This window comes from Streptomyces sp. NPDC091292 (genome assembly GCF_044757265.1).
Taxonomy (GTDB): Bacteria; Actinomycetota; Actinomycetes; order Streptomycetales; family Streptomycetaceae; genus Streptomyces.
The window spans coordinates 519,526-541,786 of record NZ_JBIVUQ010000001.1 but is presented as its reverse complement, the minus strand read 5'-3'; the positions used below and the strand labels follow the sequence as shown (position 1 = coordinate 541,786).

Below are 22,261 nucleotides of genomic sequence, written 5' to 3'. Positions count from 1 at the left end.
GGGGAGGCGCTATGCCGGTCAGCCCCGACATGGCCGAAGACCTCGCCTCGGCGGTCGCCTCTCTGTACGAGCAGGCCGAACTTTCCCTCATCGAGAAGGTCGCGAGCGCGCTCGCGGAGGGCCTCGGCAGCCCTCGGTGGGCCGTGCTCCGGATACAGTCGATCGGGAGCCTGCGCACGGCGATCGAGGACATCATCGCCGCCCTCCAGACCGCTTCCGTACCTGCGATCCATCGGGCGGTCGCCGAGGCGTACAACCGCGGGGCGCAGGCGGCCGTCGTCGAACTGGGGGCGCTCGCACCGACGGTCGCGACGATCCCGGCCGGGACGCAGGCGGTGGACCAGCTCGCGGCGGCGCTGGTGCAGGAAACCGGGGCGACGCATCAGCGGATCCTCCGGCAGGGCCTGGACGTGTACCGGCAGGTCATCGCCGAGGCCACATCTGCGCCGCTGCTCGGCGCGACGACCCGCCGTGAGGCTGCCGGGCGGGCCCTCGCCAGGTTCGCCGGCAAGGGCGTAACAGGCTTCGTGGACCGAGCCGGACGCGCCTGGAACCTCACCTCCTATGCGGAGATGGCTACCCGTAGTGCGCTCGGCCGTGCGGCTGTGGACGCGCACACGGATCGGATGGCGGCGTCCGGGATCGATCTGGTGATCGTGTCGGACGCCCCGGAGAAATGCGCCCGCTGCAAGCCGTGGGAGGGCAAGGTGCTGCGGCGCGAGGGCCCGTCCGGTGCCGGGATCGTGGAGGTTGAGCACGCTACCGAGGACGGCCGTATGGTCCGGGTTCGGGTGGCTGGCAGTCTCCTGGAGGCTCGGGCGGCCGGGCTGCTTCACCCGAACTGCCGTCATTCCGTGAGTAGTTATCTGCCTGGTGTGACCCGGGCGCTGCCGTCGAAGGTGGATCGGACGCGGGCGACGTACGAGCAGTCGCAGCAGCAGCGGTACTTCGAGCGCCAGGTCCGCAGGTGGAAGCGCGAGGCGGCCGGGGCGATGGACGAGAAGAAGAAGGCACAGGCGAACGCGCGGGTGCGCGCCTATCAGGGGCGGATCCGTGAGCTGGTCGCCGAGAGCGGACTTCCGCGCAAGAGCCACCGCGAACAGCTCACGGGACCACGCTGACTACCCCTCGGATTGATCTCCGTGTTCCTGGTCCCACTGCTCCAGTTGGGACCCAGTGCACGACGGGCAGAACGGGGCCGATCTGTCGACCCGGACGGCGCTCTGCCCCATCGCGTCTAGCTCAAGGACGTTTCGGACCATCGGTCCCTGACAGCGGCGGCATGCGCCGGGCGCGTTCTCGCGATATCTGGCCATCTCGCGACGGTACTCCCCCCTACCGACAAGCCCTCCAGAATTCCGGCCGCCGCACGGTGGCTGGGCACCCCGAAACGGGAGAACACCATGCAGGTCCCTTTCACCCACTCGCAGTTCAGGCACCCCCTCGCAACGCACGCCGCCCTGGACGTACTCGGCTACCGCCGCAACGGCGCACCGATCTACGCCATCGCGGGTGGCAACGGCGAGGGCGAAGGCGGATCCGAGTCCACCGAGTCCGGATCCGAACAGTCCGGGCAGGGCGCGGACGGCAGTAACCGTGACAGCTCAGAGCAGGGCGGACAGTCGTCCGGACAGGAATCCGGCGAGTCCGGATCGCAGTCCAGTGAGAAGGACTGGAAGTCGCACGCTCGTGAGTGGGAGAAGCGCGCCAAGGCTCATGCCAAGGAAGCCGAGGCCGGGGCGAAAGCTGTAGCCGAGCTGGAGAAGCTCCGCAAGGAGAAGCTGACCGAGCAGGAGAAGGCCGTCGAGGAAGCCGAGACACGGGGCCGCACGGCCGCGTCCGAGGAGTCCGCGAAGGAGATCGGCGACCGCGACGCGAAGATCAAGGATCTGTCGGGCCAGCTCGCCGTGTACGGGCGGGCCGAGAAGCTCGGTGCGAAGGTCGCCCCGCTCCTCAACTCGCGTTCGTTCTACGACGCGCTCGCCAAGCTCGACCCCGACTCGAACGGGTTCGGAGACAAGGTCGACGGCCTGATCAAAGCCGAGCTGAAAGCCAACCCGACCATCGCCGTGCAGACCGCAGGGAAGTCCGGCGGGGACCTGTCCGGCGGTACCGGCGAAGGCGCCGCGAAGAAGCGCACCGGATCGCTCGCAGGGGCGATCACGAACCACTACCAGACCTGACCACCAGGGAGAACCCCATGCCCGTGACGCTCGCCCAGGCGCAGCTCAACACCCAGGCGGACATCGACTTCGCCGTCATCGACAATCTCCGCCGCAACAGCTGGCTTTTCAACAACATGGTGTGGGACGACACCGTCACCCCGGGCACGGGCGGCGACAGCCTGACTTACGGCTACACCCGGCTGCTCGCCCCCTCATCGGCATCGTTCCGCCGCTTCAACGAGGAGTACGCCCCGAACCAGGCGACTCGCGAGCGGAAGAGTGTGGAACTCCACCCGCTGGGTGGCGCGTTCAACGTCGACCGCAAGCTGGCCCGGCTCGGCCCGGCCGCCTCGAACGAGATCAGCTTCCAGCTCGCACAGAAGCTCACCTCGATGCGGACCCGCTTCCAGCAGGAGCTGATCCTCGGCGACACCGCCGTCGACGACACGGGCTTCGACGGCCTCGACAAGGCGCTGGTGGGCCAGTCGACCGAGTACCTGCCGGTCAACGAAGGCATCACCTCGGGCTACCTCGACTGGTCCCCGGCGACGGTGACCACCGAGGACATCGCGATGAGCGTGTTCGACGCCTTCGACGACTTCCTGTCCAGGATCATGGGCTCCCAGACCGGCTCTGGCGACACAGGCGCGGACGGCTCGATCCCGGCGGGCGTGAAGGCGATCCTCGGCAACACCAAGAGCATCGCCCGAATCCAGTCCCTTGCCCGACGGGCCAACCAGTACACGTCGGAGAAGGACAGCTTCGGCAACCAGATCATGCGATACGGCAACTGGGTCCTCGTGGACCTCGGCGACCGTGCCGACGGGTCGGCGCCGATCATCCCGATCCAGACCCGGGACGCCGACGGCGCGGGCGGTGGCGGCAACATCACCGGCCTCACCGACATCTACGCCGTGAGCCTCGGCCTGGACGCCTTCCACGGCGCCTCCATGGCCAGCACCCCGCTTGTGGAGACGTTCCTCCCGGATTTCTCCCAGCCTGGCGCGGTCAAGACCGGTGAGGTCGAGATGGGTCCGGTCGCGGCCGTCCTCCGTAACACGAAGAGTTGCGGCGTCCTGCGCAACGTGAAGGTGCGGTGACCAGCATGACGAACAAGTACAAGATCGAAGCCCCCGTCCGCTCGTTCAGCGGCGACTCGGTCGGCGTCCAGTTCACCAAGGGCACCGGATACGTCACCGACGACGACAAGGCCGGCCGCGCAGCCCTGGAGTACTTCCGACGGCACGGCTACGGCGTCGCCGTCTCGGACGGCCTGACCGACGAGGAGCGTGCGCAGGAACTCGTCACCGGCGTCCCGACGCAGCGCGACCCGATCGTCCCGGTCGAGCCGTTCGACCCGGCTAAGCACGACGCGGCCGACGTGCTCGCCTACCTCGACTCGCTCCTCAATGACGACACCGCCGACCTGGCCGAGTTCGACCGCGTCATCGCCGCCGAACGCGACGGTAAGGCCCGCAAGACCATCCTCGCCCGCAGCGAGCAGAAGAAGGAGGGCGACCAGTGACGCTCCTCGGCGCATTCAAGGGGAATCCCCGCAACGACCTCGGATACCTCAACAGTTCGGGCCGCCCCGACCCGGAGGCGGTTTTCCACCGGGCGAACTTGCCGCGCGCGGGCCTGGACGACATCGCCACAGCGGCGACCGGCGTCATGTGCTCCGTCGCCCTGTACCTCCAGGACGGCGACCTGATCTCCAACCTGACGTTCATCAGCGCGGGCACGGCCGGTGCCACGCTGACCAACCAGATCGCCGCGCTGTACAACCCGGCTGGCGCTCTGCTGGCGCAGTCGGTGGACAAGACGTCGGAGGCGTGGGCGGCGGACACGGCGAAGACGTTCGCGCTGGCGTCGCCGGTACGAATCACCAAGAGCGGCGTGTACTACGCGGCGCTCGCGGTGGCCGCGTCGACCGTCCCCACCCTGATCGGCTCGACCGGCGCGAAGCCGTTCCTCACCGGCGAGGGCAACCTCGCGCAGACGTCCGGCTCCGGCATCGGCGCCACGGCCCCGGCAACGATCGCCACGCCCGCCTTCAAGCGGGCCGTGCCGCTCGTCATCGCGACCTGATCGGAGGTAGAGCAGATGCCTCTTTCCAGCACGCTCGCGATCAGCGCGTTCGCGGAGCTGTCTCAGACCGCCGGGCTCGGCACGGGTCGGGTTCCTGCTGGCCTGTCCCGAGCGGTGACACTCGCCTCCGGTACGGGCGCGGGCAAGGCCGACCGGGTCTATCAGGCCCGCCGTACGCTCGCCGCGTCGGCGACCGAGGACCTCGACCTGGCCGGTGTGCTCCTCGATGCGTTCGGGGCGGCCATCACGTTCCTGCGGGTCAAGGGCCTGTTCATCTCGGCGGCCGTGGGCAACACGAACAACGTCGTCGTGGGTGGCGCAGCCAGCAACACGTGGACGACGCTCCTCAATTCGACCGGAACGCTCACGCTGCGGCCCGGGGCGGCCGTGGGTGCCCTTGCCGGGCAGGCGGACGCGACGGCGTACGGCGTGACGGCGTCCACGGGCGACCTGCTGAAGGTCGCCAACTCCGGCGCGGGGTCGAGCGTGAGCTACGACATCGTCATCGTCGGCGCGAGCGCGTGAGGGGGCGGGCATGGCTGACCTGGTGAGCAACATCAGCAAGGGCCGCTTCGTCCACTACGGCGCGGTGGCGCAGGCGGGGACGGGCGGCGCGAAGCTGGTCGCGATCGTCCTCTCGGCGGCGGGGCTGGGGACGGACGATCAGCTCCAGGACGCGGCGACGGTGACGGCGATCCTCGCGGTCGCGACGGAGCAGACCACGATGGGCCGCAAGACCCTGTCGGGTGTCACGGCCACGGTCAACAACACCGCGAACACCGCGAGCCTCGACGCGAACGATGTGACGTGGACGTCGGCGGCCGGGTCGGCTACCGGGAAGCTCGTCATCGCGTTCGACCCGACTGGCAGTAGCGGAGATGGGGCACTGATCCCTCTCAGCGTCCACGACTTCGCTGTCACCCCGGACGGCACCGACATCACGGCGCAGATCAACGCGGCGGGCCTCGCGGTCGCGGAGAACGCACCGTAGCGGGAGGGGGGCGGCCGTGGCTCGACTCTGGACGTGCGGGTTCGAACTCCAGTCGACCGTGGCCCTGATGGAGGTACTGGCCGTCACGGGCACGCCGTCGATCTCGACGACAATGGTCCGTGGCGGCGGCGCCTCCCTCCGCTCCAACCCGACGGCCGCGACGGCGTACGTGGAGCAGCAACTCGACCCGAACGGCGTCAACGGCCGCTCATACCACCGGCTGTACCTGCGCATCGCCACGCTCCCCTCGGCCACGTGCACGGTCTACGCGGTAGGCCAGAGCGGGTATTTCCCGGTGGCCGTGCAGCTCACGACCACGGGCACACTGCGACTGCGCGACACCCTCAACGCCGTCGACGTAGGCACGGCGTCGGCAGCCCTCGCCACGGGCACCTGGTACCGGATCGAGCTGGACGTGGCCGAGTCCGGCGCGACCGGCACCACCCGGGCCGTCATCGGCTACCTTGACGGCGCCAACTTCTCCGGCACGGCTTTGATCGCGGGCAGCACCGGGTACTCCCGGGTGCGAGCCGGAGTCCAGACCACCGCGACGGCGGACATCTACATCGACGACATCGCGGTCAACAACCCTTCGGGGACGGTCCAGAACGGACTCCCGGGCCCTGGCCGCGTCGTCCACCTGCGACCTGCGGGCGCGGGTGACGCGAACGGCTGGGCAACGGCGGTCGGCGGGACTGCGGGCGCCGCGAACAACTGGACGCGCGTGAGCGAGACACCGCCGGACGACGCGACCTCCTACAACCAGAGCACGACCACCGGCACCACGACGGTGGACGAGTTCGCGGTGTCCTCACCGACAACGGCGGGCATCGGCGCGGACGACACGATCAGCGTGGTCCACGTCGGCGGCCGGATCGGCTCCGACGCGACCACCGCGGCGAGCATCGTCTACCGGCTGAAGAGCCAGTCCGGCGGGACCGTCGCCGAGTCGCCCTCGGTGTCCGTGGCGATCGCCGGGTGGCGCACGCACAAAGCCGCGATGCCGTACGTCCCCCAGCTCACCTCCTACACGGACCCGCAGACAGGGACGGCGTGGACGCGAGCGCGGCTCGCAGGCGCACAGATCGGGTACCGAGGGGATGTCTCGCAGACCACGGTGCGCAGGGTGTCCGGGCTGTGGGCGACAGTGGAGTACCAGCCGCGAACGGTGGTGCAGATCGGCCTTGCTCGGGAGAAGTCCTCCGCTAAGTCCGTCAAGCGGATCGGCATCCTCGCCGGCAAGCTCACTGACGACTTCGCGGACGGTGTGGTCGACTCTGCCCGCTGGCCGGAGTCGTACGGCGGCGTGACCGAGACCGGCGGCCGGGCCCGCGTGCCGTGCGGCCTCGACTACGCGGCCTACGCGTCCGGCAAGGCGTACCGTCTCACCGGGTCGCAGGTGTTGTGTCGGCTCTACCCGGCCACCGGGCCCGGCGGTGTCGCAGAGGCGTGGTCGCAGGTCCTCATCACCACGCTGACCGCTGGTACGGACGCGGTAATCGAGTACAACGGGATCGCCGGCACGCTGGCGATGTCGTCGCGTGTCGGCTACTTCGACCCGGACTATCTCGCGATCCCGTACGACCCGGTCGCGCACGCGTGGGTGAGGATCCGCGAGTCCGGCGGTTCGCTCCTGTGGGAGACCTCCCCGGACGGCGTCACGTGGACAACACGGCGCACGTCCGTCTCCCCCGGATGGGTGTCGGACGGCACGCTTCAGGTCCAGCTCATCGCCCACCGCGACGGCGGGACACCGGACTTCGCGGAGTACGCCTCCTTCAACGCGGCGCCCACGACGACCGTGATCCCGCTCGGTATGGCGGTCGAGACCGGCACCACCCGGCCGATCGGTCACGCTCGCACCGCACACATCGCCGCGGCACCCGCGCGCACCCGCGCTCACTCCGTCGGTCACACGCGCACGATCCACGTCAGCACAGGACGTACCAGCGACCATCCGCAGACGGTCAAGCATGCGCGCACGTTCCACGCGGGCACGGCTCGTGAGGACACACAGACCTTCCCCCTGGCGGCGGGTAGGGCGCTGCGTCTCGGCGCGGCACGGGTGGCGGACGGCGCCCGGCCAATCCAGGCCGGGCGCCTCACCCCCCTCGCCCCAGCGGACACCTCCGAGGCGGCGCACTCGGTCACAGCGGCCCGCCGGATTCGCCTCGGGACTGCGGCCACCGTCGACACGGCACGAGACCTCACTGTCTCGGGCGCCGTCCTCATCGGGGCCGCCCACGAGACCAGCGACGCGGGTCCGGTCACGGCACGCAAGGCCCTCACGCTCGGGGCAGCACCGGCAGTCGAGCGCGGCTCCTCCCTGCGGGGGCACAAGACGGCGACCGTCGGCGTCAGTGCAGTTATCGGCTCCGCGCAGCCGCTGTCGGCGCACAGGCTGATCCCCGTCACGACGTCCGTGGAGTCGACACGCGCTCTGGCCGTGGCCACAGCTCGAACGGTGCGGCTTGGGGCTGCGGTTGAGGCTGCCGATGCACGGGCGCTCATGGTGTCGGGCGCGCTGGTCCTGGGCGCGGCACGGGTACGGGCCGCCGGATGGGCGCTCGTCAGCGGGAAGCGCAAGGCCGTCGGCACGACACGAACCACCGAGTCCGCGAGGACGCTGGTGACGAGCCGCACGGTCGTCATCGGCGCGGCACACGAAACCACCGACGCCCTCACCGTGCTACTCGTACGACGAGCCCAGCTCGGCGTAGCAGGCAGCAACGACACCGCACTGCCGGTCGTCGGCTCCAGCACCCTCAACGTCACAGTCGCACCGGCGGCTGAAGCCAGTCACCCGCTCTCGGTCGGCAAACTGGTCCACCTCGGCCCCGCCCTGGAGGCCGAGGCCACGTGGCCAGCCCGAGTCCGACGGGGAGTCGACGTCGCCGCCGCGCGGGAGTCGGACGCGGCCACCGTCATGGGGCAGGCACGTACGGCCCGCCTCGATACCGCGCGGCTGGGAGAGATCGCAGCATCGCTGGCCGGTCGGTCCTCCGCTCGGCTCGGGACAGCCCGGCAGGCCACCGCCGCCACACCCATGCATCCGGGCCGGATCCTCCGTCTCGGAGCCGCGAGGCAGACGGCACGGGCGGTACTGCTCACTGCTGGGCACGTCGTCGGCATCGGAGCTGCGCGCTGCGCCGTGACGGCCGGGCCGGTGCGGCAACCGTTCCAGACCCGCCTCATCCGTACCGCACGCTGCTCCGACACCGCGCGCGCTGTGCCACCTGAGCGGCAGCGACCGGCCGACCGGCTCACCGCGGCGACTCACGGCCCGGTGCTGACCCCGGCGGCGGTAGGCCCGCGGCTGTCCGCAAGCACCGCAGGGCCTGCACTCAATACGTTCTCTACGACGGGAGGGTGACGGCATGCCCGATGTGGGCGATCAGGTGACCGCAACGCTGACGGTTTCACCGTACGACGGCACGACCGGGGCCACCCTGACGGTGACGGCGCCGGATGGCACGGCCACCGTGCCGGTCGTCGCCACCGACGATGACGGTGCGACGTGGACGGCGCCGGTGACCTACACCGCGGCGGGCCTGTGGCGACTGTCGTGGACGGTGACCGGGACCGGCGCGAGTGTCGAGCACGAGGTCGTGTCCGTCGCCCCGGCCCCGGCAATCACCAGGTCGGGCCGTTCGTACGCGACGACGACGCAGCTCGCCGAGTACCTGCACGCAGCGCCGCCCCTGGATTCGCCCAAGCTTTTGGATGACGCGTCCAGGGCCCTGGACGACGCGCTGAAGACGGCGGTGTACGACACCGACGACCAGGGCCTGCCCACGCATCCTGCGGTCGAGGCAGCGTTCGCGGAGGCGGTGTGCGCGATCGTCGAGTGGTGGGGCGAAACCGGCGATCCGATCGGTGCTGACGGCGGCTGGGACAGCGTGTCGGCCGGACCCGTGTCCCTGTCACGCAGCTCGGGTAGTACGGCGGCGACGCCGATCGCAGCCGGAACACTCCCACCTCGCGCCGCTGCCGCCCTGGGCAGGCTCGACTCGTGTCTGTTCCGGCTCGGGGTGGTTGGTTCCGGATGGTCAGGGGGCGGGCGATGGTGAGACAGGTCCCCGGGTTCCTGCTCCGGCACCGCGTCACCGTCGAGGCGTACCTCGGATCGTCGAGTAAAGGCGACCGGTACGGGGCGCCCGAGATCGTGCGGTGCCTGCTTGACGAGCGCACCCAGCAGGTCACGACACCCGGTGGCCAGGAGGTCGCCTCCAGCTCCTCGTACATCACCAGGCCCGGCCACCGGCCGCCGTTGAACTCGCGCGTGACGCTGCCGGACGGCCGGATCACGAAGGCCATCGCGGTCGGCCGGGTAGACGGCGGCGCCTTGGCGGTGCCGAGCAACACGCAGGTCTTTCTCCAGTAGGAGGTCGTCATGGCGCCGCGCTTCCGGCTCACCTTCAACGGGGCTCCGGTGGCGCGGGAGATCCACGCCGCTGCGGCCCGCGGACTGTACCTCGCCGCCGAGCACGTCCTCACCCAGTCGCAGGCAGTTGTCCCGATCGATGAGGCCGCGCTCCAGCGGTCCGGAACGGCGAGCGTAGATCCGCCGTCGCTGACCGCGGCGGTGTCCTACGACACTCCGTACGCCGTGCGGCAGCACGAAGAGCTGTCATACCGGCACGCGCCGGGCCGGACGGCGAAGTACCTGGAGAGGCCACTCAACGCGTCCCGTACGGAAGTCCTTGCCCTCATCGCCGCGCAGGTGAGGCGGGCCCTGCGGTGAGCGGCTACACCAGCAGCCTCTTGGACGGGATCGCCGGTCTCCTCGCTGAGGCCGGCGTCGGTGTGTTCCGGCCGGGTGGCGCGATCGGTGACGGCGAGACCGGCATCTTCCGCGCGGTGATGCCCGATCAACCGGACCGGGCGATCGGCCTGACCGCGTATCCGGTCGAGGACACCGACCTGACGGACGCGATCACCGGCGTCCAGATCCGCATGCGCGCGGGCCGAGATCCGGACGCGATCGACGACATGGCGGACGCTCTTTGGGACGCGCTGCACAACCGCCAGCACTACGAACTCGGCGGCATCCACGTCGCGCTGTCGTGGCGGCAGTCGCAGGCGTGGATCGGGCAGGACGCGCACGGGCGCATGGAGCTGACCTCGAATTTCTACTTCCGGACCACTCGGCCCGGCTCTCACCTGATCGATTAGGAGGACCGTATGTCCACTCCCACGCCCACGACTGCTCTCGCCCGCAGGTGGCGGCTGGAGATCGACGTGGCCCCGGCCAAGGATGGCTCGGACTGGCAGAACGTGGTCGGTATCACCGACTTCAGTCCGGCGGCCGAGCCGAACATCGAGGACAGCTCCAGCTACGACAGCGACGGCTGGGCCGAGAACACCAAGACGGGCCAGTCCTGGGAGCTGGGGGTGACGATCAACCGGAAGATCAACGACCAGGTCAAGGTGTACCACCCCACCCACGAGGTGTTCCGCGCCGCCGCGTTCGCGTTCGGTAGCGCCTCCGAGGTGCACGTCCGCTACATGGACCGCAACGGCCTCCCCGAGGCATACGAAGGCACCGCCCTCGTCACGTGGGCCCCGTCGGGCGGCGAGTACACCGCGCTGGACCAGGTCGAGATGACCCTCACCGGATCCGGCCCGCTGGTCCCGATCACGAACCCCCTCGCCTGATGGCCGCCGACTTCCAGGCGCTCGATGACTTCCTCGGCGACGGACTCGAACTCCCGGTCCGCGGCCGGGATGGTGTCGAGCGGATCTACCACATCGAGGACCCGTCCGCCGAGGACGGCATCAAGATCGAGCGCATCACCTCACTCGCAGCCCGGCTCGCTGCCGGCGGCGCCGCGCCGGAGGGCAAGGTCCTCGACGACGAGGGGGAGATCGACCTGTACCGGCTGTGCCTCGGCGCGGCGTACGAGCCGCTGCGGGCCGAGGTCTCGTGGTCGATGTTCAAACACGTCGCCCTTACGGTCATGTTCTGGGTGACGACGGACTCCGAGACCGCGCAGCAGTACTGGGCCACGGGCCAACACCCGGGAAAAGCACGGAACCGGGAGCAGCGTCGCCAGGCACAGCGCGGCTCCTCGGCGTCGGCTGCGGCGAATACGACGAGCGGACCGGCCTCTACGAGTGGTACGAGGGCGGCCTCAAAGCCCCGAAGGCGTCGCGGGGGTCAGCGCCCGACCTGAGTTGGGACCGGTTCCTGGAGCAGTGGCCCTTGATCGAGGCCGACCTGCACCAGGCGTACGGCATCGACGTCGAGTCCGGTGTCCTGCGCGAGCGGTCGTGGCGCTGGCTCCAGGTACGCATCCTCGGCCTCCTCTCCACTGAGTCACGTATCGCGCAGCACTTCTCACCACCTCCCGAAACACCCCGCACCCCCAGGAGGTGAGCCGTGGCGCTGACCGTCGGCGAGCTGACCGGATTCATCACGATCGACGACCGGGCCGTCACGCCGGCACTGCGCCGCGCGGAGGGGGCGCTCCGGGCGTCGGGCCGCCGTATGGGCTCCGACGCTGACGACTCAGGGCAGACCGCCGGGCAGCGGCTCGGTGACGGTGTCGTGCGCGGCGCGGACGGGCGACTCCGCAACGCGCGGGGACAGTTCGTGGCTGCTGGGCGGCGTTCTGGTGACGCTGTCGGTGACGGTCTGACGGACGGTACGACCGCAGGTGCCGGCGACGCGGCTGCGGCGGGCGAGTCCGGGCTGAGCAAGCTGAAGATGGCGGCGGCCGGAATCGGTATCGCGGCGGGCGCGGTCCTGATGGACGGCATCACGCAGGCGCTGGAGCAGGGCCAGATCACGGGCAAGCTCGCGGCGCAGCTCGGACAGACCCCGGCGGAGGCACAGCGGTACGGGAAGATCGCGGGGCAGCTTTACGCGAATGCGGTGACGCAGGATTTCCAGGGCGCGGCCGATGTGATTTCGGCGACGATGCGTGCCGGTCTGCTGCCGCCGGATGCGACGAATGCTCAGATCGAATCGATCGCGGCAAAGGTGTCCGACCTTTCGTCCACATTCGAATTGGATCTCGGGCAGTCGGCGAATGCCGTCGGGCAGATCATGAAAAACGGCTTGGCGCCGAATGCTCAGGTCGCGCTCGACATCATGACCAAGGGCATGCAGGCCATGGGTCCACGTGCTGACGACCTGGCCGACACTTTCAACGAGTACTCGACCATTTTCCGGTCGATGGGATTGTCCGCACAGCAGGCAACGGGGCTCCTGAGCCAGGGTATGCAGGCGGGCGCGCGTGACACGGATGTCGTCGCGGACGCCATCAAGGAATTCCAGATCCGCGCCACCGACGGCAGCAAGGCGTCCGCCGATGGATTCGCCGCTCTAGGCTTGAATGCCGAGAAGATGACCGCCCAGATCTCGAAGGGTGGCACGGATGCGTCCGACGGCCTACAGGTGGTCCTCGACAAGCTGCGCGGCATCGATGACCCGGTGAAGCGGAACGCCGCCGCCGTTGGCCTATTCGGTACGAAGGCTGAGGACCTCGGGCAGGCGCTCTTCGCACTGGATCCGTCGAAGGCGGCCGGTGACCTGGGCAAGGTCGGCGGCGCGGCCGACAAGATGGGCAACGCTCTCCGCGACAACGCTGGCGTCGCCGTCGAACAATTCAAGCGCCAGGCGATGCAGAAGCTCGTCGACTTCTTGGGCACTCAGGTCATCCCCGCTTTCCAGAAATTCGCGGCCTTCCTGAGCGAGCACAAGGGTGAAGTCATGGTGGTCGCGGGCGTGATCGCAGGGGTTCTGATTCCCGTTCTGATCACTCTGGGCGTCCAGTCGCTGATTGCTGGCGGGCGGATGGCGGCAGCGTGGTTTATGGCACTAGGCCCGGTCGGCTGGGTGATTCTTACGATTGCCGCTATCGCGCTGATCGTGTGGCAGAACTGGGACAAGATCAAGGCGTGGACACTGGCGGCTTGGGATTGGGTCTGGGGAAAAATCAAGTGGGTCGGAAATGCCATCTGGCAATTTTTCCTCAACTGGACTCTGCCCGGCCTGATCATTAAGCATTGGGACAAGATCAAGTCCGGTGCGACGACCGCATGGAATGCCATCATCGGATGGTTGAAAAAAGTTCCGGGCTGGATCTATCAAGCGTTCCTCAACTTCACCCCCATCGGCCTAATGATCAAGCACTGGAATTCCATGAAGGACGGTGCCATCTCCAAGGGGAACGCACTCCTCTCGTGGGTGCGCGGCTTCCCCGGGGCGATCGGACGCGGCATCGGATCCCTCGGCAGTCTCCTGTACGACAAGGGCCGGAACGTCGTCCAGGGCCTGTGGAGCGGCATCCAGTCGATGGGCGGCTGGATCAAGTCCCAGCTCATCTCGTGGGCCAAGGCTTCGATCCCGGCACCGATCGCGAAGGCCCTTGGGATCGCGAGCCCGTCCAAGGTGACCAAGGCGCAGGGCCGTTGGATCGCGAGGGGCTTGGTCGACGGCCTCACCGGCTCTTCGAAGCAGGTCAAGAGCGCTGCGACCAAGCTCGCTGACATCGTCCGCGACAGCCTCAAGCCGGGCAAGAAGAGGTCCAACGCACTCGCCCGAATCGGCGCCGACTCGAAGAAGCTCCAGAAGCTGGCCAGTCAGGAGGAGAAGCTCGCCGGGCGGCTGAAGACCGCATCGAAGAAGCTCGCCGACCTGATCAAGGCCCGAGACAAGGTCGCCGCGGACGTGAAGAAGGGCGTCCTCGACTCGGCGAACATCACGACCCAGGACACCGGCGGGTGGCCACAGACCGCCGAGTCCATCCTCGCCGGGCTCAAGTCTGATCGGGCCGCCGCCGAGAAGTTCGCGAAGGATCTCGCGCAACTGCGGAAGAAGGGCGTGCGCTCGGATCTGATCGCGCAGATCGCACAGGCCGGAGTCGAGCAGGGCTCCGCAGCTGCCGCAGCGCTCGCGAACGCGACACCCGGTCAGATCAAGCAGATCAACAAGGAGCAGGCCGCGCTCGTCACGGCGGCCGGCAACGCCGGGACCACTGCGGGCAACGCGATGTACGGGGCCGGAATCGCCGCCGCTCAGGGCCTCGTCAAGGGTCTGAAGTCCCAGCAATCGGCGATCGAGCGGCAGATGGAAAAGATCGCTAAGAGTATGTCCAAGGCGATCAAGAAGGCCCTCGGCATCAAGAGCCCGTCGAAGGTGATGGCGCAGGTGGGTGCCTACACCGCGGAGGGCCTGCGGCAGGGCATCGAGTCCGGACGCGGCGCGGTCAACCGGTCGATGGAGTCGCTGGTGTCGACTCCGCGTCCCGGCGAAACGGGATGGGCGGCCAGCGCGCGGCGGGGCGCGGCGGGGCAACGCGTGGTGTTGGAGCTGCGGTCGTCCGGCAGGGCCGAGGACGACTACTTGATCGAGCGGATGCGCCGCGGGGTCCGCACCAAGTCGGGCGGCGACGTGGAGCTGGCGCTAACAGGAAGGAGGGCCTGATGGCGTTTCCCGAGGATGCGCTGGGTGCGACGACGGAGTTTCAGATCGGTGGCGTGTGGACGGATGTCACCGAGTACGCGCTGACGCGTGACGTCATCACGCACAGGCGCGGGCGTTCGGGCGAGGGGCAGGCGGTCGACCCGGCCTCCTGCTCCCTCACTCTCAAGTCGCCCAACGGCCTATTCTCGCCCCGGAACCCACGCTCGCCGTACTACGGGCTGATCGGCAGGAATACGCCGATGCGCGTGTCCGTCAGAGCGGGCCAGCAGCGGCTACTTCTGCCCGATGAGTCCCCCAACGCGCGGGCAACAACCCCGAGCAGCAGCGCCCTCAACATCGCCGGGGCTCTGGACGCCAGGGTCGAGGTAGCCCTCCTCAACTGGCAGATCGGGACCGAGGTCGAGCTGTTCGGCAAGTACATGCCGACCGGCAACCAGCGCTCCTGGCAACTGTCCATCAGCGCCACTGGCGGCCTCAGTCTGCGTGTTTCCACAGACGGCAACGCCGTCGGGCCATCTGTGTCCACAGCCCCGGTGCCGGTCCCACCTTCCGGGCGACTCGCGCTGCGGGTGACGCGCGACAACACGACCGGGACCACGACGTTCTACACAGCGCCGTCGATCAACGGCACGTGGGTGCAGCTCGGCACCACGGTCACCATGCCCACTGGTGCGATCTACGCGTCAACCGCACCGCTGACCGTCGGCGACATCGAGGCTCTGGAGTACACGGCGCCGTCGGGCAGCGTGTACGCGGCCCAACTCCGCAACGGCATCGGCGGCACCGTCGTTGCCAGCGTCGACTTCACCACCCCGGCCATCGGCGCCCCCAGCTTCGTGGACACCACGGGCCTCACCTGGACCCTGTCCGGCGGCGCCGCCATCAGCAACAAACGGACCCGTTTCTACGGCGAATACTCCGACTGGCCGCCCCGCTGGAGCGGCGGCGGCAAGCTCATCACCGTCGAGGGCGAAGGCGCGGGGATCCTGCGGCGCCTCAACCAGGGGAAGAAGCTCCTCTCCTCGACGTTGCGCCGCAGGATCCCCGCGTACAACCCAGTCGCGTACTGGCCCATGGAGGAGGGCTCGGAGGCGACGCAGGCGTACAGCCCCATCCCTGGGGTGAAGGTGTTGGCCGCGTCGAATTTCGCCTGGGCGGCGGACGACACCTTGCCTGGCTCGTCGCCGCTTCCCGTGGTGCAGGTCGGCGCGTCCTTCGTGGCGCCTGTCCCGCCCACGCCTCCCGGACCGTGGCAGGTGGAGCTGGTCTACAACCTCGACACCATGCCTGTTGCCCAGGCGGTCCTCTTGGAGGTGCGGACGACGGGCACCGCGCGCCGTGTCCGCCTCCGCGTGGCCACCGGCAGCGTCCAACTCGATGGCCTGGATGCCGACGACGTGCAGGTGTTCAATACGTTTGTGACCGCCCCTCAGTTCACCGGAGGCTGGACCCGCCTACAGATCAAGGCGGTCCCTGCGGGCACCACGGTTGTGTACGCGATCCGCTGGATTGTCATCGGCGGCACGGGCTTCGGCGCCACCTCAACAATCACGGCCGTGCCTGGGTATGTCACCGACGTCCGGTCCAGCTTCGGCACGGGCCTCGACGGGCTGCGCTTCGGACATCTGGCCGTCTTCAACCGTGAGACAGACGCGCCCTTCAACTCGGCCGACCAGGCATTCAACGGGGAGACCGCTGGCACCCGGATGCGGCGCCTGAGCGGCGAGGAGGGGCTGCCCATACTCGTCACCGGGGTCATCGCCGATCAGGCCCAGGTCGGGCCCCAGCGGCCGGCGACGCTCCTGGAGCAGGTCGAGCAGGCTGCGGAGGCCGACGGGGGCATCCTCGTCGAGGACCGCGAACAACTCGGACTGCGCTACAGGGGCAGGGCGTCGGAGTACAACCAGGCGCCAGCCCTGACGCTGTCGTACCGGTCGCGGGCACTCACGGGGATGGAGCCGACGGACGACGACATGGGCGTCCGCAACGACGTCACCGTGACCAGGACCGGCGGGAGCAGCGGCCGGGCCGAACTCACCTCTGGCGCCCTATCCGTGCAGGACCCACCGGCGGGAATCGGCCGGTACGACGACAGCATCGACCTCAACCTGTGGTCGGACGCGCAGACCCAGCCGATGGCGTACTGGCTGATGCACCTCGGTACCTGGGACGAGGCCCGTTACCCGACGATCACGCTCCGTCTGCACAAGGCGCCGAACCTGATCCCGGCGGTTCTCGATCTGGTCGAGGGCGACATGATCCGCATCACGGATCTGCCGGAGTGGCTGCCGCCCGGTCCGCTTGATCTTCTGGTGCAGGGCTGGACCGAGCGGATCGGGACGCGTACGTGGGAGATCGATCTCGTGTGCGCCCCGGCCGGACCGTACCGGGTGGGTGTGGTCGGTGATGCGGTGCAGGGGCGGGTTGATGCGAACCCGGGCGGTACGGTCCTCCAGGCGGCGGCTGCGGCCGGGGACACGACGCTGACAGTGCATACTCCGGCGGCCGACGCGATGGGGCCCGCCCCGTGGATCACCTCGTTGGGGCCGTCGCCGACGTATCCGAGCGAGTTCCCGCTCGACGCCCGGCTCGGTGGTGAGGTCGTACGGGTCACCGCGAACCGGCCATGGGCCCATGACGCGTTCAACCGAACGGTGGGCGCTGGCGGCTGGGGTACGTCAACCGGCGGGCAGGCGTGGTCGCTGGTGGGCGGGGCGACGTCGGACCGGTCTGTGAACGGTGCTCGCGGTGTCGTGGCCCTGCCGTCGACACCGCCGACGGTGCGGTTCCAGACGGTGCCGGGCGCGGTCGGGGACTGCGAGGTGCGATGCCGGGTGTCGGCGTCGGCGGTGGCCACGGGCGCGCCGCTCATCCCCAGCGTGCTGCTGCGGTATGTGGACGCGTCGACCTACTACCGGGCCAGGGTGCATTTCGCACCCGCAGGCGAGATGTACGTGTCCGTCGCCCGGGATACGACGCAGGTCGGAGCGACTCCGCAGCTCCCGTACTCGTACACGCCCGGCGACGAGTTCGAGGTGCGGGTGCGGTTGACGGGGCATCTGGTGCAGATCCGGGTGTGGCCGGTCGGCGCGCTGGAGCCGTCGGTGTGGCACACGTCGGAGACCGTGGTGACGACGCCGATCGCCAGCGGACTGGTGGGGCTCACCGCGTCCGCGTTCGCTGGGAACACCAACGTGAGTCCGTCGTTGTTGTTCGACGAGTTCGTGATCGTGACCCCGCAGGCGATGACCGTGCAGCGCGCGGTCAACGGAGTGTCCAAGTCGCAAGCTGCCGGCGCGGAGGTGCGCGTCGCGCTGCCTGCCGTGGTGGCCCTGTAGAGAGGGGGCGGTATGGCGTACGAGCCGTGGCAGCCCGGCATGATCATGACGCAGGGACGTCTGGCGCAGTTGTCGCCGACCTGGGCGGACTGGACACCGGTGTGGACCACCAACACGGGCGCGAACATGCCCAGTTTCGGGAACGCGACGATTACTGCGCGCTGGGCGCAATCCGCGCTCACCTGCTTCTTCCGGCTGGAGATCACGTTCGGCAGCACAACCAACTTCGGCGGTGGCGGAACGTCCGACAACTGGCGCGTCAGCCTTCCGGTTCCTGCGGCGACTCTGATGCTGACCGTCGGGATGGGTGAGATCCAGGGGTCGGCGGCGGCGGAGCGGATGCCTGTGCGTGGGCGGATCACAACGGTGACAACGATGGAGATCGAGACGTCCGGCCGGAACTACAACAACACCGCCAACAACAGCAGCGGCTTGATTGACGCGGTGACCCCGTGGACGTGGGCGAATGCGCATGCGATCCGCCTGAATGGCCAGTACGAGACTGCGTCCTGACCGCACCATCCACCCCGCCCCGGAGCCGCCCGGCCCGGGGCTCTGTCATGTCTGGAGGCCCGCTCGTGAAGCTCGTTACCCGCAAAACCCTCGGCTGGCCCGCATCGGCCGCACCCACCCAGACGTCCACCAAAGGCGTCAAGGTCCACTACGAGGGCACCCCGGTCAGCACCAAGCTGCTCAAGGACCACGACGCCTGCGTTGCCGAGGTCAGAGCCATCCGCGCCTCCCACCTGGCGAACAAGAGGGAGAACTACTCGGACATCGCCTACAACTACCTGGCGTGTCCGCATGGTTACCTCTTCGAGGGCCGTGGCATCGGGAGGCGCACGGGCGCCAACGGCAACCAGGACCTCAACCGGGCGCATTACGCCATCTGCGGGCTGGTCGGCAGCGAGGGTTTGACCCAGCCGACCGACGCGATGCTGTCGGCGATCCGCGACGGCATCGAGCTGCTCCGCAAGCACGGCGCGGGCGACGAGATCAAGGGCCACCGCGACGGGTACGCCACCGCCTGCCCCGGCGGCCCGCTGTACGCCTGGGTCCAGAAGGGTGCCCCCCGGCCTGATGGCGGCATCCCGCCCGTCAAGCCGCCCACGAAGCCCCAGTACGAGCCCTTCCCGGGCGCCAGTTGGTTCGCCATGGGCCGCAAGTCCCCGATCGTGCTGGCGATGCGGAAGCGGCTGATCGCCGTCGGGTGCGGGCGATACCAGTCGACCAAGAACCCCGACGTCATCGGCTCCGGCGACAAGGCGTCCTACGAAGCCTGGCAGCGCAAATGCGGCTACACCGGCACCGCGGCGAAGTGGCCGCCCGGACCCACCACCTGGACCAAGCTCCGGGTCCCCAACACCTAACCCGAGAGGAACGATCCATCATGAAGATCTCCAGCATCACCAAGTCCATCGTGGCCGGGCTCGCCGCAGGCGCCACGGCTGCGGTCACCGCGGTCCAGGACGGCGTACTCGATACCGGCGAGGGCGTCACCATCGTTCTCGCTGTGCTCGGCGCCTGGGGCATCACCTACGCGGTGCCCAACCGGCAGCCGTCCGCGCACCCGTCTACGGACGCCTGATCCTGCCCTTACTGCGCGCACGGGAGGTGGCATGGATGCCGCCATGGTCACGGCCGTAGCTGCTCTGGTGGCGGGGCCGGTGGCCGCGGCGGCAGCCATCTACGGCCAGCGCGGCGCGAATCGGGCAGCCCGGGAGGGCGGAGTCATTGGCGGATACGACACCCTGACGGCGCGTCTGGTGGCCGAGCGGGATAAGGCGGAGGCGGACCAGGCACGGGCAGAAGCAGAGGTGCAGACGCTGGAGTTGGAGATCGCGCGGCTTCGGCTGTTGGTCACGCAGCTCGGGGGGTCACCGTGACGCGGGCCGAGTCGGTGCTGTACCGGAGCAGGCACCTGCTGTGGATGGTCGCGGGCCTCCTCATCCTCGGCGGCGGGGTCGCCCTGTCGCTGCTGCTGATCCACCGCGAGGCGGATGCGCGGGCGGAGGTGGCGCGGGAGGCAGACCTGCGTGGGACTGCGGTGTCGACGCTGGCGGGCGACGTGCGGGCGTTGCGGGCGCAGGTGAAGGCCGCGGGCCGTACGCCGGTAGCTCCGGACCCGACGCGTGCGGTGGACGACTTGCCCGCGCGGACGGCGGTTCCTGTGCCGATCCCGGGCCCGCGGGGCGCGGTCGGCCCGGCCGGGACGCCGGGTACTCCGGGGCCGTCCGGGGCGCCGGGCCCGACCGGTGCCGATGGGATACCGGGGAGCGCGGGAGCGACCGGGCCAACCGGCCCGACTGGCCCGTCCGGGGCGCCGGGAGCGACCGGGCCCGCAGGACCGCCAGGACCCGCCGGAGCAACCGGACGAGACGGAAGGGACGGGCAGCCCTGCCCCGACGGTTACTCGCTGCGGGCGCCCTCGTACGACCCGGGCGCGCTCGTCTGCCGGAGGAACGGTGCGCCTGACCCGTCCTCGTCGCCGGGCGGGCCGCAGGCTGCGGGGCTGGATCCGACACGCAGACAGTACGTATGACGCCCCCTCGCCTTCGGGTGGCGGGGCCCTACTTCTTGGTGGTGCGGCTGACGCCCTTGGTGATCTGTGAGACGCGCGGCTGTGAGACTCCGAGGGCGGCGGCCGTTTCGGCGAGGCTCATCGTCTCGCGCATGGTGGTGACGGCTTCCTGTCGTACGGCGCGGAGTTCGGCTTGGAGGTCGGGGACTGCGTCGAGGACGGTGCCGGTGGCGCGGGCGCGGTCGGTGGGGTCGGGGATGGCGGCGAGGGTGGCGATGACGGCGCGGATGGCGGTGGTCGCATCGGGGGTCTCGGTCATGGATTTAAGGGTACCCCTTGACATTGATTTAGGGGTACCCCTAAACTAGTACTACACCGAGAGAGGGGAGGGGAGAAAATGACTCAGACTGTGACCACCATCATCGGACTGGCTCTCAGCGCCATCGGCGCCGCAGGGTCCGTTGCGTGCGCGTGGTACGCCCGCGAGGCTGTAAAGCGTCGCGGACGTCACCGCCGCCGGTGATGGCGGCCGGAGGGGCGCGAAGGTAGCGCGCCCCTCCGGGGTCACAGTCTCTCAGACCACAGCACCGCCCGCCAGAAAGAACCCAGACAGGAAGGAGACCCACCGTGCACCCGATCCTCAAGTACAGCGACGTGATGGGCGTCGCGGGCGGAGGAATCATCCTCGCCGCCGTACAGCCCGCGTGGGGCTGGTGGATCGCGTGGGGCGTCATGGCCGCGACCGTCGTCGCGTCCCACCTGTACCGGCGCCAGCTCGCCCGACGACACTGACGCCGGCACCCGGGGCCCCCTCTCACATCGCGCGAGAGGGGGCCTTCGCCATGGCGTAGTTCAGTGGAGGGCGTCGATAGCTCGCACGATCAGGGCACGGGCCTGCGCGCCGTACACCGCCATACTCCGCAAGCGCTCGAACGTCTTCGAGTACAGGGCGATCTCCGAGGGCTGGGTTACGTCCACCGACGCCGATACCAACTCCACCGAGGCGAGCTTGTCGTCGTAGATGTGGAAGGTCTCTTCAGGCCACTGCGTCCGATCGGGCACCGCCAGCGGAACGATGCCCAGCGATACGGCCGGGAGCGCACCCACGGTGAGCAAGTATCCGAGTTGGGCCGCCATCGCGTCCGCGTCCCCGATCTGGTAGCGCAAGACAGACTCCTCAAGAAGAAACGCGAAGCGGTGTCCTGGCTCGTGGATGACGTGCGAACGGCTCATGCGAGCGCGGGCGGCTTCCGCGCTGTCATCGGTGGGGAGGCCGTGGAAACGGGCAGCGATGCGGAGAACGGCGGTGGCGTAGCCCTCGGTCTGGACCAGCCCAGGCACGACCGTGGACGAGTAGATGCGGAACTGCTCCGTCTCGCGGTAGAACGTCACCAGGCCGTCCTGCAACTGCTTCAACCCGCCTCGGACGTGGTGGCGCCACTCCTTGTACATCGACTCTGCGTTGAGGGACTGAGCGATGAGGTCTTGCGCCTGCTCCTGGTCGCGCGTGGCAGCACACCATTTCCGGATGTCCGTCGCCGTGGGACCAGTGACCGCGTTCTCAATCCGGGACGTCTTCGAGTAGTGCCAGCCGCACTGGCGGGCCAGCTCGACGATAGTCAGCCCCGCCTCCTTGCGCAGGTCGCGCAGCCGTCTGGCGACGGCCTCGCGCGCGGCCTGCGCGGACGATGACGGGGAGCCGGGCATGAACTCTGACCTACCAGC

Annotated in this window: 24 protein-coding genes; 22 read left to right on the top strand and 2 right to left on the bottom strand. The window is 69.1% G+C overall.

The window, feature by feature from the left end; all coding sequences use genetic code 11:
- Nucleotides 1–11 precede the first annotated feature (11 nt).
- The 21 genes from ACIQNU_RS02340 (at nt 12) to ACIQNU_RS02240 (ending at nt 19,901) form a co-directional block, all read left to right on the top strand.
- A complete protein-coding gene (locus ACIQNU_RS02340) occupies nt 12–1,121 on the top strand; it encodes a phage minor capsid protein (RefSeq protein ID WP_401359946.1) in 1,110 nt (369 codons plus the stop codon).
- 282 nt (nt 1,122–1,403) lie between these two features.
- Nucleotides 1,404–2,183 carry a hypothetical protein gene (locus ACIQNU_RS02335; protein ID WP_401359944.1) on the top strand — a complete coding sequence of 260 codons (780 nt, stop codon included), beginning with the start codon at nt 1,404–1,406 and terminating at the stop codon, nt 2,181–2,183.
- Nucleotides 2,184–2,200: 17 nt separating this feature from the next.
- A complete protein-coding gene (locus ACIQNU_RS02330) occupies nt 2,201–3,265 on the top strand; it encodes a major capsid protein (protein WP_401359942.1) in 1,065 nt (354 codons plus the stop codon).
- Nucleotides 3,266–3,270: 5 nt separating this feature from the next.
- Complete coding sequence (locus ACIQNU_RS02325; protein ID WP_401359940.1) at nt 3,271–3,690, top strand: hypothetical protein; 420 nt, start codon at nt 3,271–3,273, stop codon at nt 3,688–3,690.
- A complete protein-coding gene (locus ACIQNU_RS02320) occupies nt 3,687–4,253 on the top strand; it encodes a hypothetical protein (protein WP_401359938.1) in 567 nt (188 codons plus the stop codon). Before ACIQNU_RS02325 ends, ACIQNU_RS02320 begins: the two co-directional genes overlap by 4 nt.
- 15 nt (nt 4,254–4,268) lie before the next feature.
- On the top strand, nt 4,269–4,778 hold the full coding sequence (locus ACIQNU_RS02315) for a hypothetical protein (protein ID WP_401359935.1): 510 nt from the start codon (nt 4,269–4,271) through the stop codon (nt 4,776–4,778).
- A 10-nt stretch (nt 4,779–4,788) separates the two neighbouring features.
- Entirely contained in the window at nt 4,789–5,244 is a 456-nt protein-coding gene (locus ACIQNU_RS02310) for a hypothetical protein (protein ID WP_401359932.1), read from the top strand.
- A gap of 16 nt (nt 5,245–5,260) precedes the next feature.
- Nucleotides 5,261–8,617 (top strand): hypothetical protein, encoded by a 3,357-nt coding sequence (locus tag ACIQNU_RS02305; protein ID WP_401359930.1) that lies wholly within the window; start codon nt 5,261–5,263, stop codon nt 8,615–8,617.
- A 4-nt stretch (nt 8,618–8,621) separates the two neighbouring features.
- Nucleotides 8,622–9,314 carry a hypothetical protein gene (locus ACIQNU_RS02300; protein ID WP_401359928.1) on the top strand — a complete coding sequence of 231 codons (693 nt, stop codon included), beginning with the start codon at nt 8,622–8,624 and terminating at the stop codon, nt 9,312–9,314.
- Nucleotides 9,308–9,628 carry a hypothetical protein gene (locus ACIQNU_RS02295; RefSeq protein WP_401359926.1) on the top strand — a complete coding sequence of 107 codons (321 nt, stop codon included), beginning with the start codon at nt 9,308–9,310 and terminating at the stop codon, nt 9,626–9,628. The genes ACIQNU_RS02300 and ACIQNU_RS02295 overlap by 7 nt, the downstream gene beginning before the upstream one ends.
- A gap of 9 nt (nt 9,629–9,637) precedes the next feature.
- The gene (locus tag ACIQNU_RS02290) at nt 9,638–9,988 is read left to right on the top strand and encodes a hypothetical protein (RefSeq protein ID WP_401359924.1); all 351 of its coding nucleotides are present in this window, start codon (nt 9,638–9,640) and stop codon (nt 9,986–9,988) included.
- A complete protein-coding gene (locus ACIQNU_RS02285; RefSeq protein WP_401359921.1) occupies nt 9,985–10,419 on the top strand; it encodes a minor capsid protein in 435 nt (144 codons plus the stop codon). The genes ACIQNU_RS02290 and ACIQNU_RS02285 overlap by 4 nt, the downstream gene beginning before the upstream one ends.
- A 9-nt stretch (nt 10,420–10,428) precedes the next feature.
- Complete coding sequence (locus ACIQNU_RS02280) at nt 10,429–10,902, top strand: phage tail tube protein (RefSeq protein ID WP_401359919.1); 474 nt, start codon at nt 10,429–10,431, stop codon at nt 10,900–10,902.
- The gene (locus tag ACIQNU_RS02275) at nt 10,902–11,420 is read left to right on the top strand and encodes a hypothetical protein (RefSeq protein ID WP_401359916.1); all 519 of its coding nucleotides are present in this window, start codon (nt 10,902–10,904) and stop codon (nt 11,418–11,420) included. Before ACIQNU_RS02280 ends, ACIQNU_RS02275 begins: the two co-directional genes overlap by 1 nt.
- A gap of 29 nt (nt 11,421–11,449) precedes the next feature.
- A complete protein-coding gene (locus tag ACIQNU_RS02270) occupies nt 11,450–11,623 on the top strand; it encodes a hypothetical protein (protein ID WP_401359914.1) in 174 nt (57 codons plus the stop codon).
- Nucleotides 11,624–11,626: 3 nt separating this feature from the next.
- Complete coding sequence (locus ACIQNU_RS02265; RefSeq protein WP_401359912.1) at nt 11,627–14,677, top strand: phage tail tape measure protein; 3,051 nt, start codon at nt 11,627–11,629, stop codon at nt 14,675–14,677.
- Entirely contained in the window at nt 14,677–18,015 is a 3,339-nt protein-coding gene (locus tag ACIQNU_RS02260) for a hypothetical protein (RefSeq protein WP_401359910.1), read from the top strand. Before ACIQNU_RS02265 ends, ACIQNU_RS02260 begins: the two co-directional genes overlap by 1 nt.
- Before the next feature lie 12 nt (nt 18,016–18,027).
- Entirely contained in the window at nt 18,028–18,528 is a 501-nt protein-coding gene (locus ACIQNU_RS02255; protein ID WP_401359907.1) for a hypothetical protein, read from the top strand.
- A gap of 65 nt (nt 18,529–18,593) precedes the next feature.
- Nucleotides 18,594–19,385 (top strand): peptidoglycan-binding protein, encoded by a 792-nt coding sequence (locus ACIQNU_RS02250; RefSeq protein ID WP_401359904.1) that lies wholly within the window; start codon nt 18,594–18,596, stop codon nt 19,383–19,385.
- A gap of 20 nt (nt 19,386–19,405) precedes the next feature.
- Nucleotides 19,406–19,603, top strand: coding sequence for a hypothetical protein (locus ACIQNU_RS02245; protein ID WP_401359901.1), 198 nt, complete (start codon nt 19,406–19,408; stop codon nt 19,601–19,603).
- A gap of 31 nt (nt 19,604–19,634) precedes the next feature.
- Nucleotides 19,635–19,901 (top strand): hypothetical protein, encoded by a 267-nt coding sequence (locus ACIQNU_RS02240; RefSeq protein ID WP_401359898.1) that lies wholly within the window; start codon nt 19,635–19,637, stop codon nt 19,899–19,901.
- A gap of 684 nt (nt 19,902–20,585) precedes the next feature.
- Here the strand turns inward: ACIQNU_RS02240 and ACIQNU_RS02235 are convergent.
- Nucleotides 20,586–20,855: an RNA polymerase subunit sigma-70 gene (locus ACIQNU_RS02235; protein ID WP_401359896.1), complete on the bottom strand. Its 270-nt coding sequence runs from the start codon at nt 20,853–20,855 to the stop codon at nt 20,586–20,588.
- 308 nt (nt 20,856–21,163) lie between these two features.
- Between ACIQNU_RS02235 and ACIQNU_RS02230 the strand changes: the two genes are divergently transcribed.
- Nucleotides 21,164–21,328 (top strand): hypothetical protein, encoded by a 165-nt coding sequence (locus tag ACIQNU_RS02230; protein ID WP_401359893.1) that lies wholly within the window; start codon nt 21,164–21,166, stop codon nt 21,326–21,328.
- Nucleotides 21,329–21,388: 60 nt separating this feature from the next.
- Here ACIQNU_RS02230 and ACIQNU_RS02225 read toward each other — a convergent pair whose 3' ends face one another.
- A complete protein-coding gene (locus ACIQNU_RS02225; RefSeq protein ID WP_401359890.1) occupies nt 21,389–22,243 on the bottom strand; it encodes a helix-turn-helix domain-containing protein in 855 nt (284 codons plus the stop codon).
- Between the last annotated feature and the right edge of the window lie 18 nt (nt 22,244–22,261).

Excerpts from the sequence above, each read along its gene's own strand:
- ACIQNU_RS02245 (WP_401359901.1), top strand. The coding sequence starts at position 19,406 with ATGAAGATCTCCAGCATCACCAAGTCCATCGTGGCCGGGCTCGCCGCA.
- ACIQNU_RS02225 (WP_401359890.1), bottom strand. The coding sequence starts at position 22,243 with ATGCCCGGCTCCCCGTCATCGTCCGCGCAGGCCGCGCGCGAGGCCGTC.
- ACIQNU_RS02235 (WP_401359896.1), bottom strand. The coding sequence starts at position 20,855 with ATGACCGAGACCCCCGATGCGACCACCGCCATCCGCGCCGTCATCGCC.
- ACIQNU_RS02280 (WP_401359919.1), top strand. The coding sequence starts at position 10,429 with ATGTCCACTCCCACGCCCACGACTGCTCTCGCCCGCAGGTGGCGGCTG.
- ACIQNU_RS02275 (WP_401359916.1), top strand. The coding sequence starts at position 10,902 with ATGGCCGCCGACTTCCAGGCGCTCGATGACTTCCTCGGCGACGGACTC.
- ACIQNU_RS02295 (WP_401359926.1), top strand. The coding sequence starts at position 9,308 with ATGGTGAGACAGGTCCCCGGGTTCCTGCTCCGGCACCGCGTCACCGTC.
- ACIQNU_RS02255 (WP_401359907.1), top strand. The coding sequence starts at position 18,028 with ATGGCGTACGAGCCGTGGCAGCCCGGCATGATCATGACGCAGGGACGT.
- ACIQNU_RS02310 (WP_401359932.1), top strand. The coding sequence starts at position 4,789 with ATGGCTGACCTGGTGAGCAACATCAGCAAGGGCCGCTTCGTCCACTAC.
- ACIQNU_RS02315 (WP_401359935.1), top strand. The coding sequence starts at position 4,269 with ATGCCTCTTTCCAGCACGCTCGCGATCAGCGCGTTCGCGGAGCTGTCT.
- ACIQNU_RS02240 (WP_401359898.1), top strand. The coding sequence starts at position 19,635 with ATGGATGCCGCCATGGTCACGGCCGTAGCTGCTCTGGTGGCGGGGCCG.
- ACIQNU_RS02330 (WP_401359942.1), top strand. The coding sequence starts at position 2,201 with ATGCCCGTGACGCTCGCCCAGGCGCAGCTCAACACCCAGGCGGACATC.
- ACIQNU_RS02300 (WP_401359928.1), top strand. The coding sequence starts at position 8,622 with ATGCCCGATGTGGGCGATCAGGTGACCGCAACGCTGACGGTTTCACCG.
- ACIQNU_RS02340 (WP_401359946.1), top strand. The coding sequence starts at position 12 with ATGCCGGTCAGCCCCGACATGGCCGAAGACCTCGCCTCGGCGGTCGCC.
- ACIQNU_RS02260 (WP_401359910.1), top strand. The coding sequence starts at position 14,677 with ATGGCGTTTCCCGAGGATGCGCTGGGTGCGACGACGGAGTTTCAGATC.
- ACIQNU_RS02290 (WP_401359924.1), top strand. The coding sequence starts at position 9,638 with ATGGCGCCGCGCTTCCGGCTCACCTTCAACGGGGCTCCGGTGGCGCGG.
- ACIQNU_RS02325 (WP_401359940.1), top strand. The coding sequence starts at position 3,271 with ATGACGAACAAGTACAAGATCGAAGCCCCCGTCCGCTCGTTCAGCGGC.
- ACIQNU_RS02335 (WP_401359944.1), top strand. The coding sequence starts at position 1,404 with ATGCAGGTCCCTTTCACCCACTCGCAGTTCAGGCACCCCCTCGCAACG.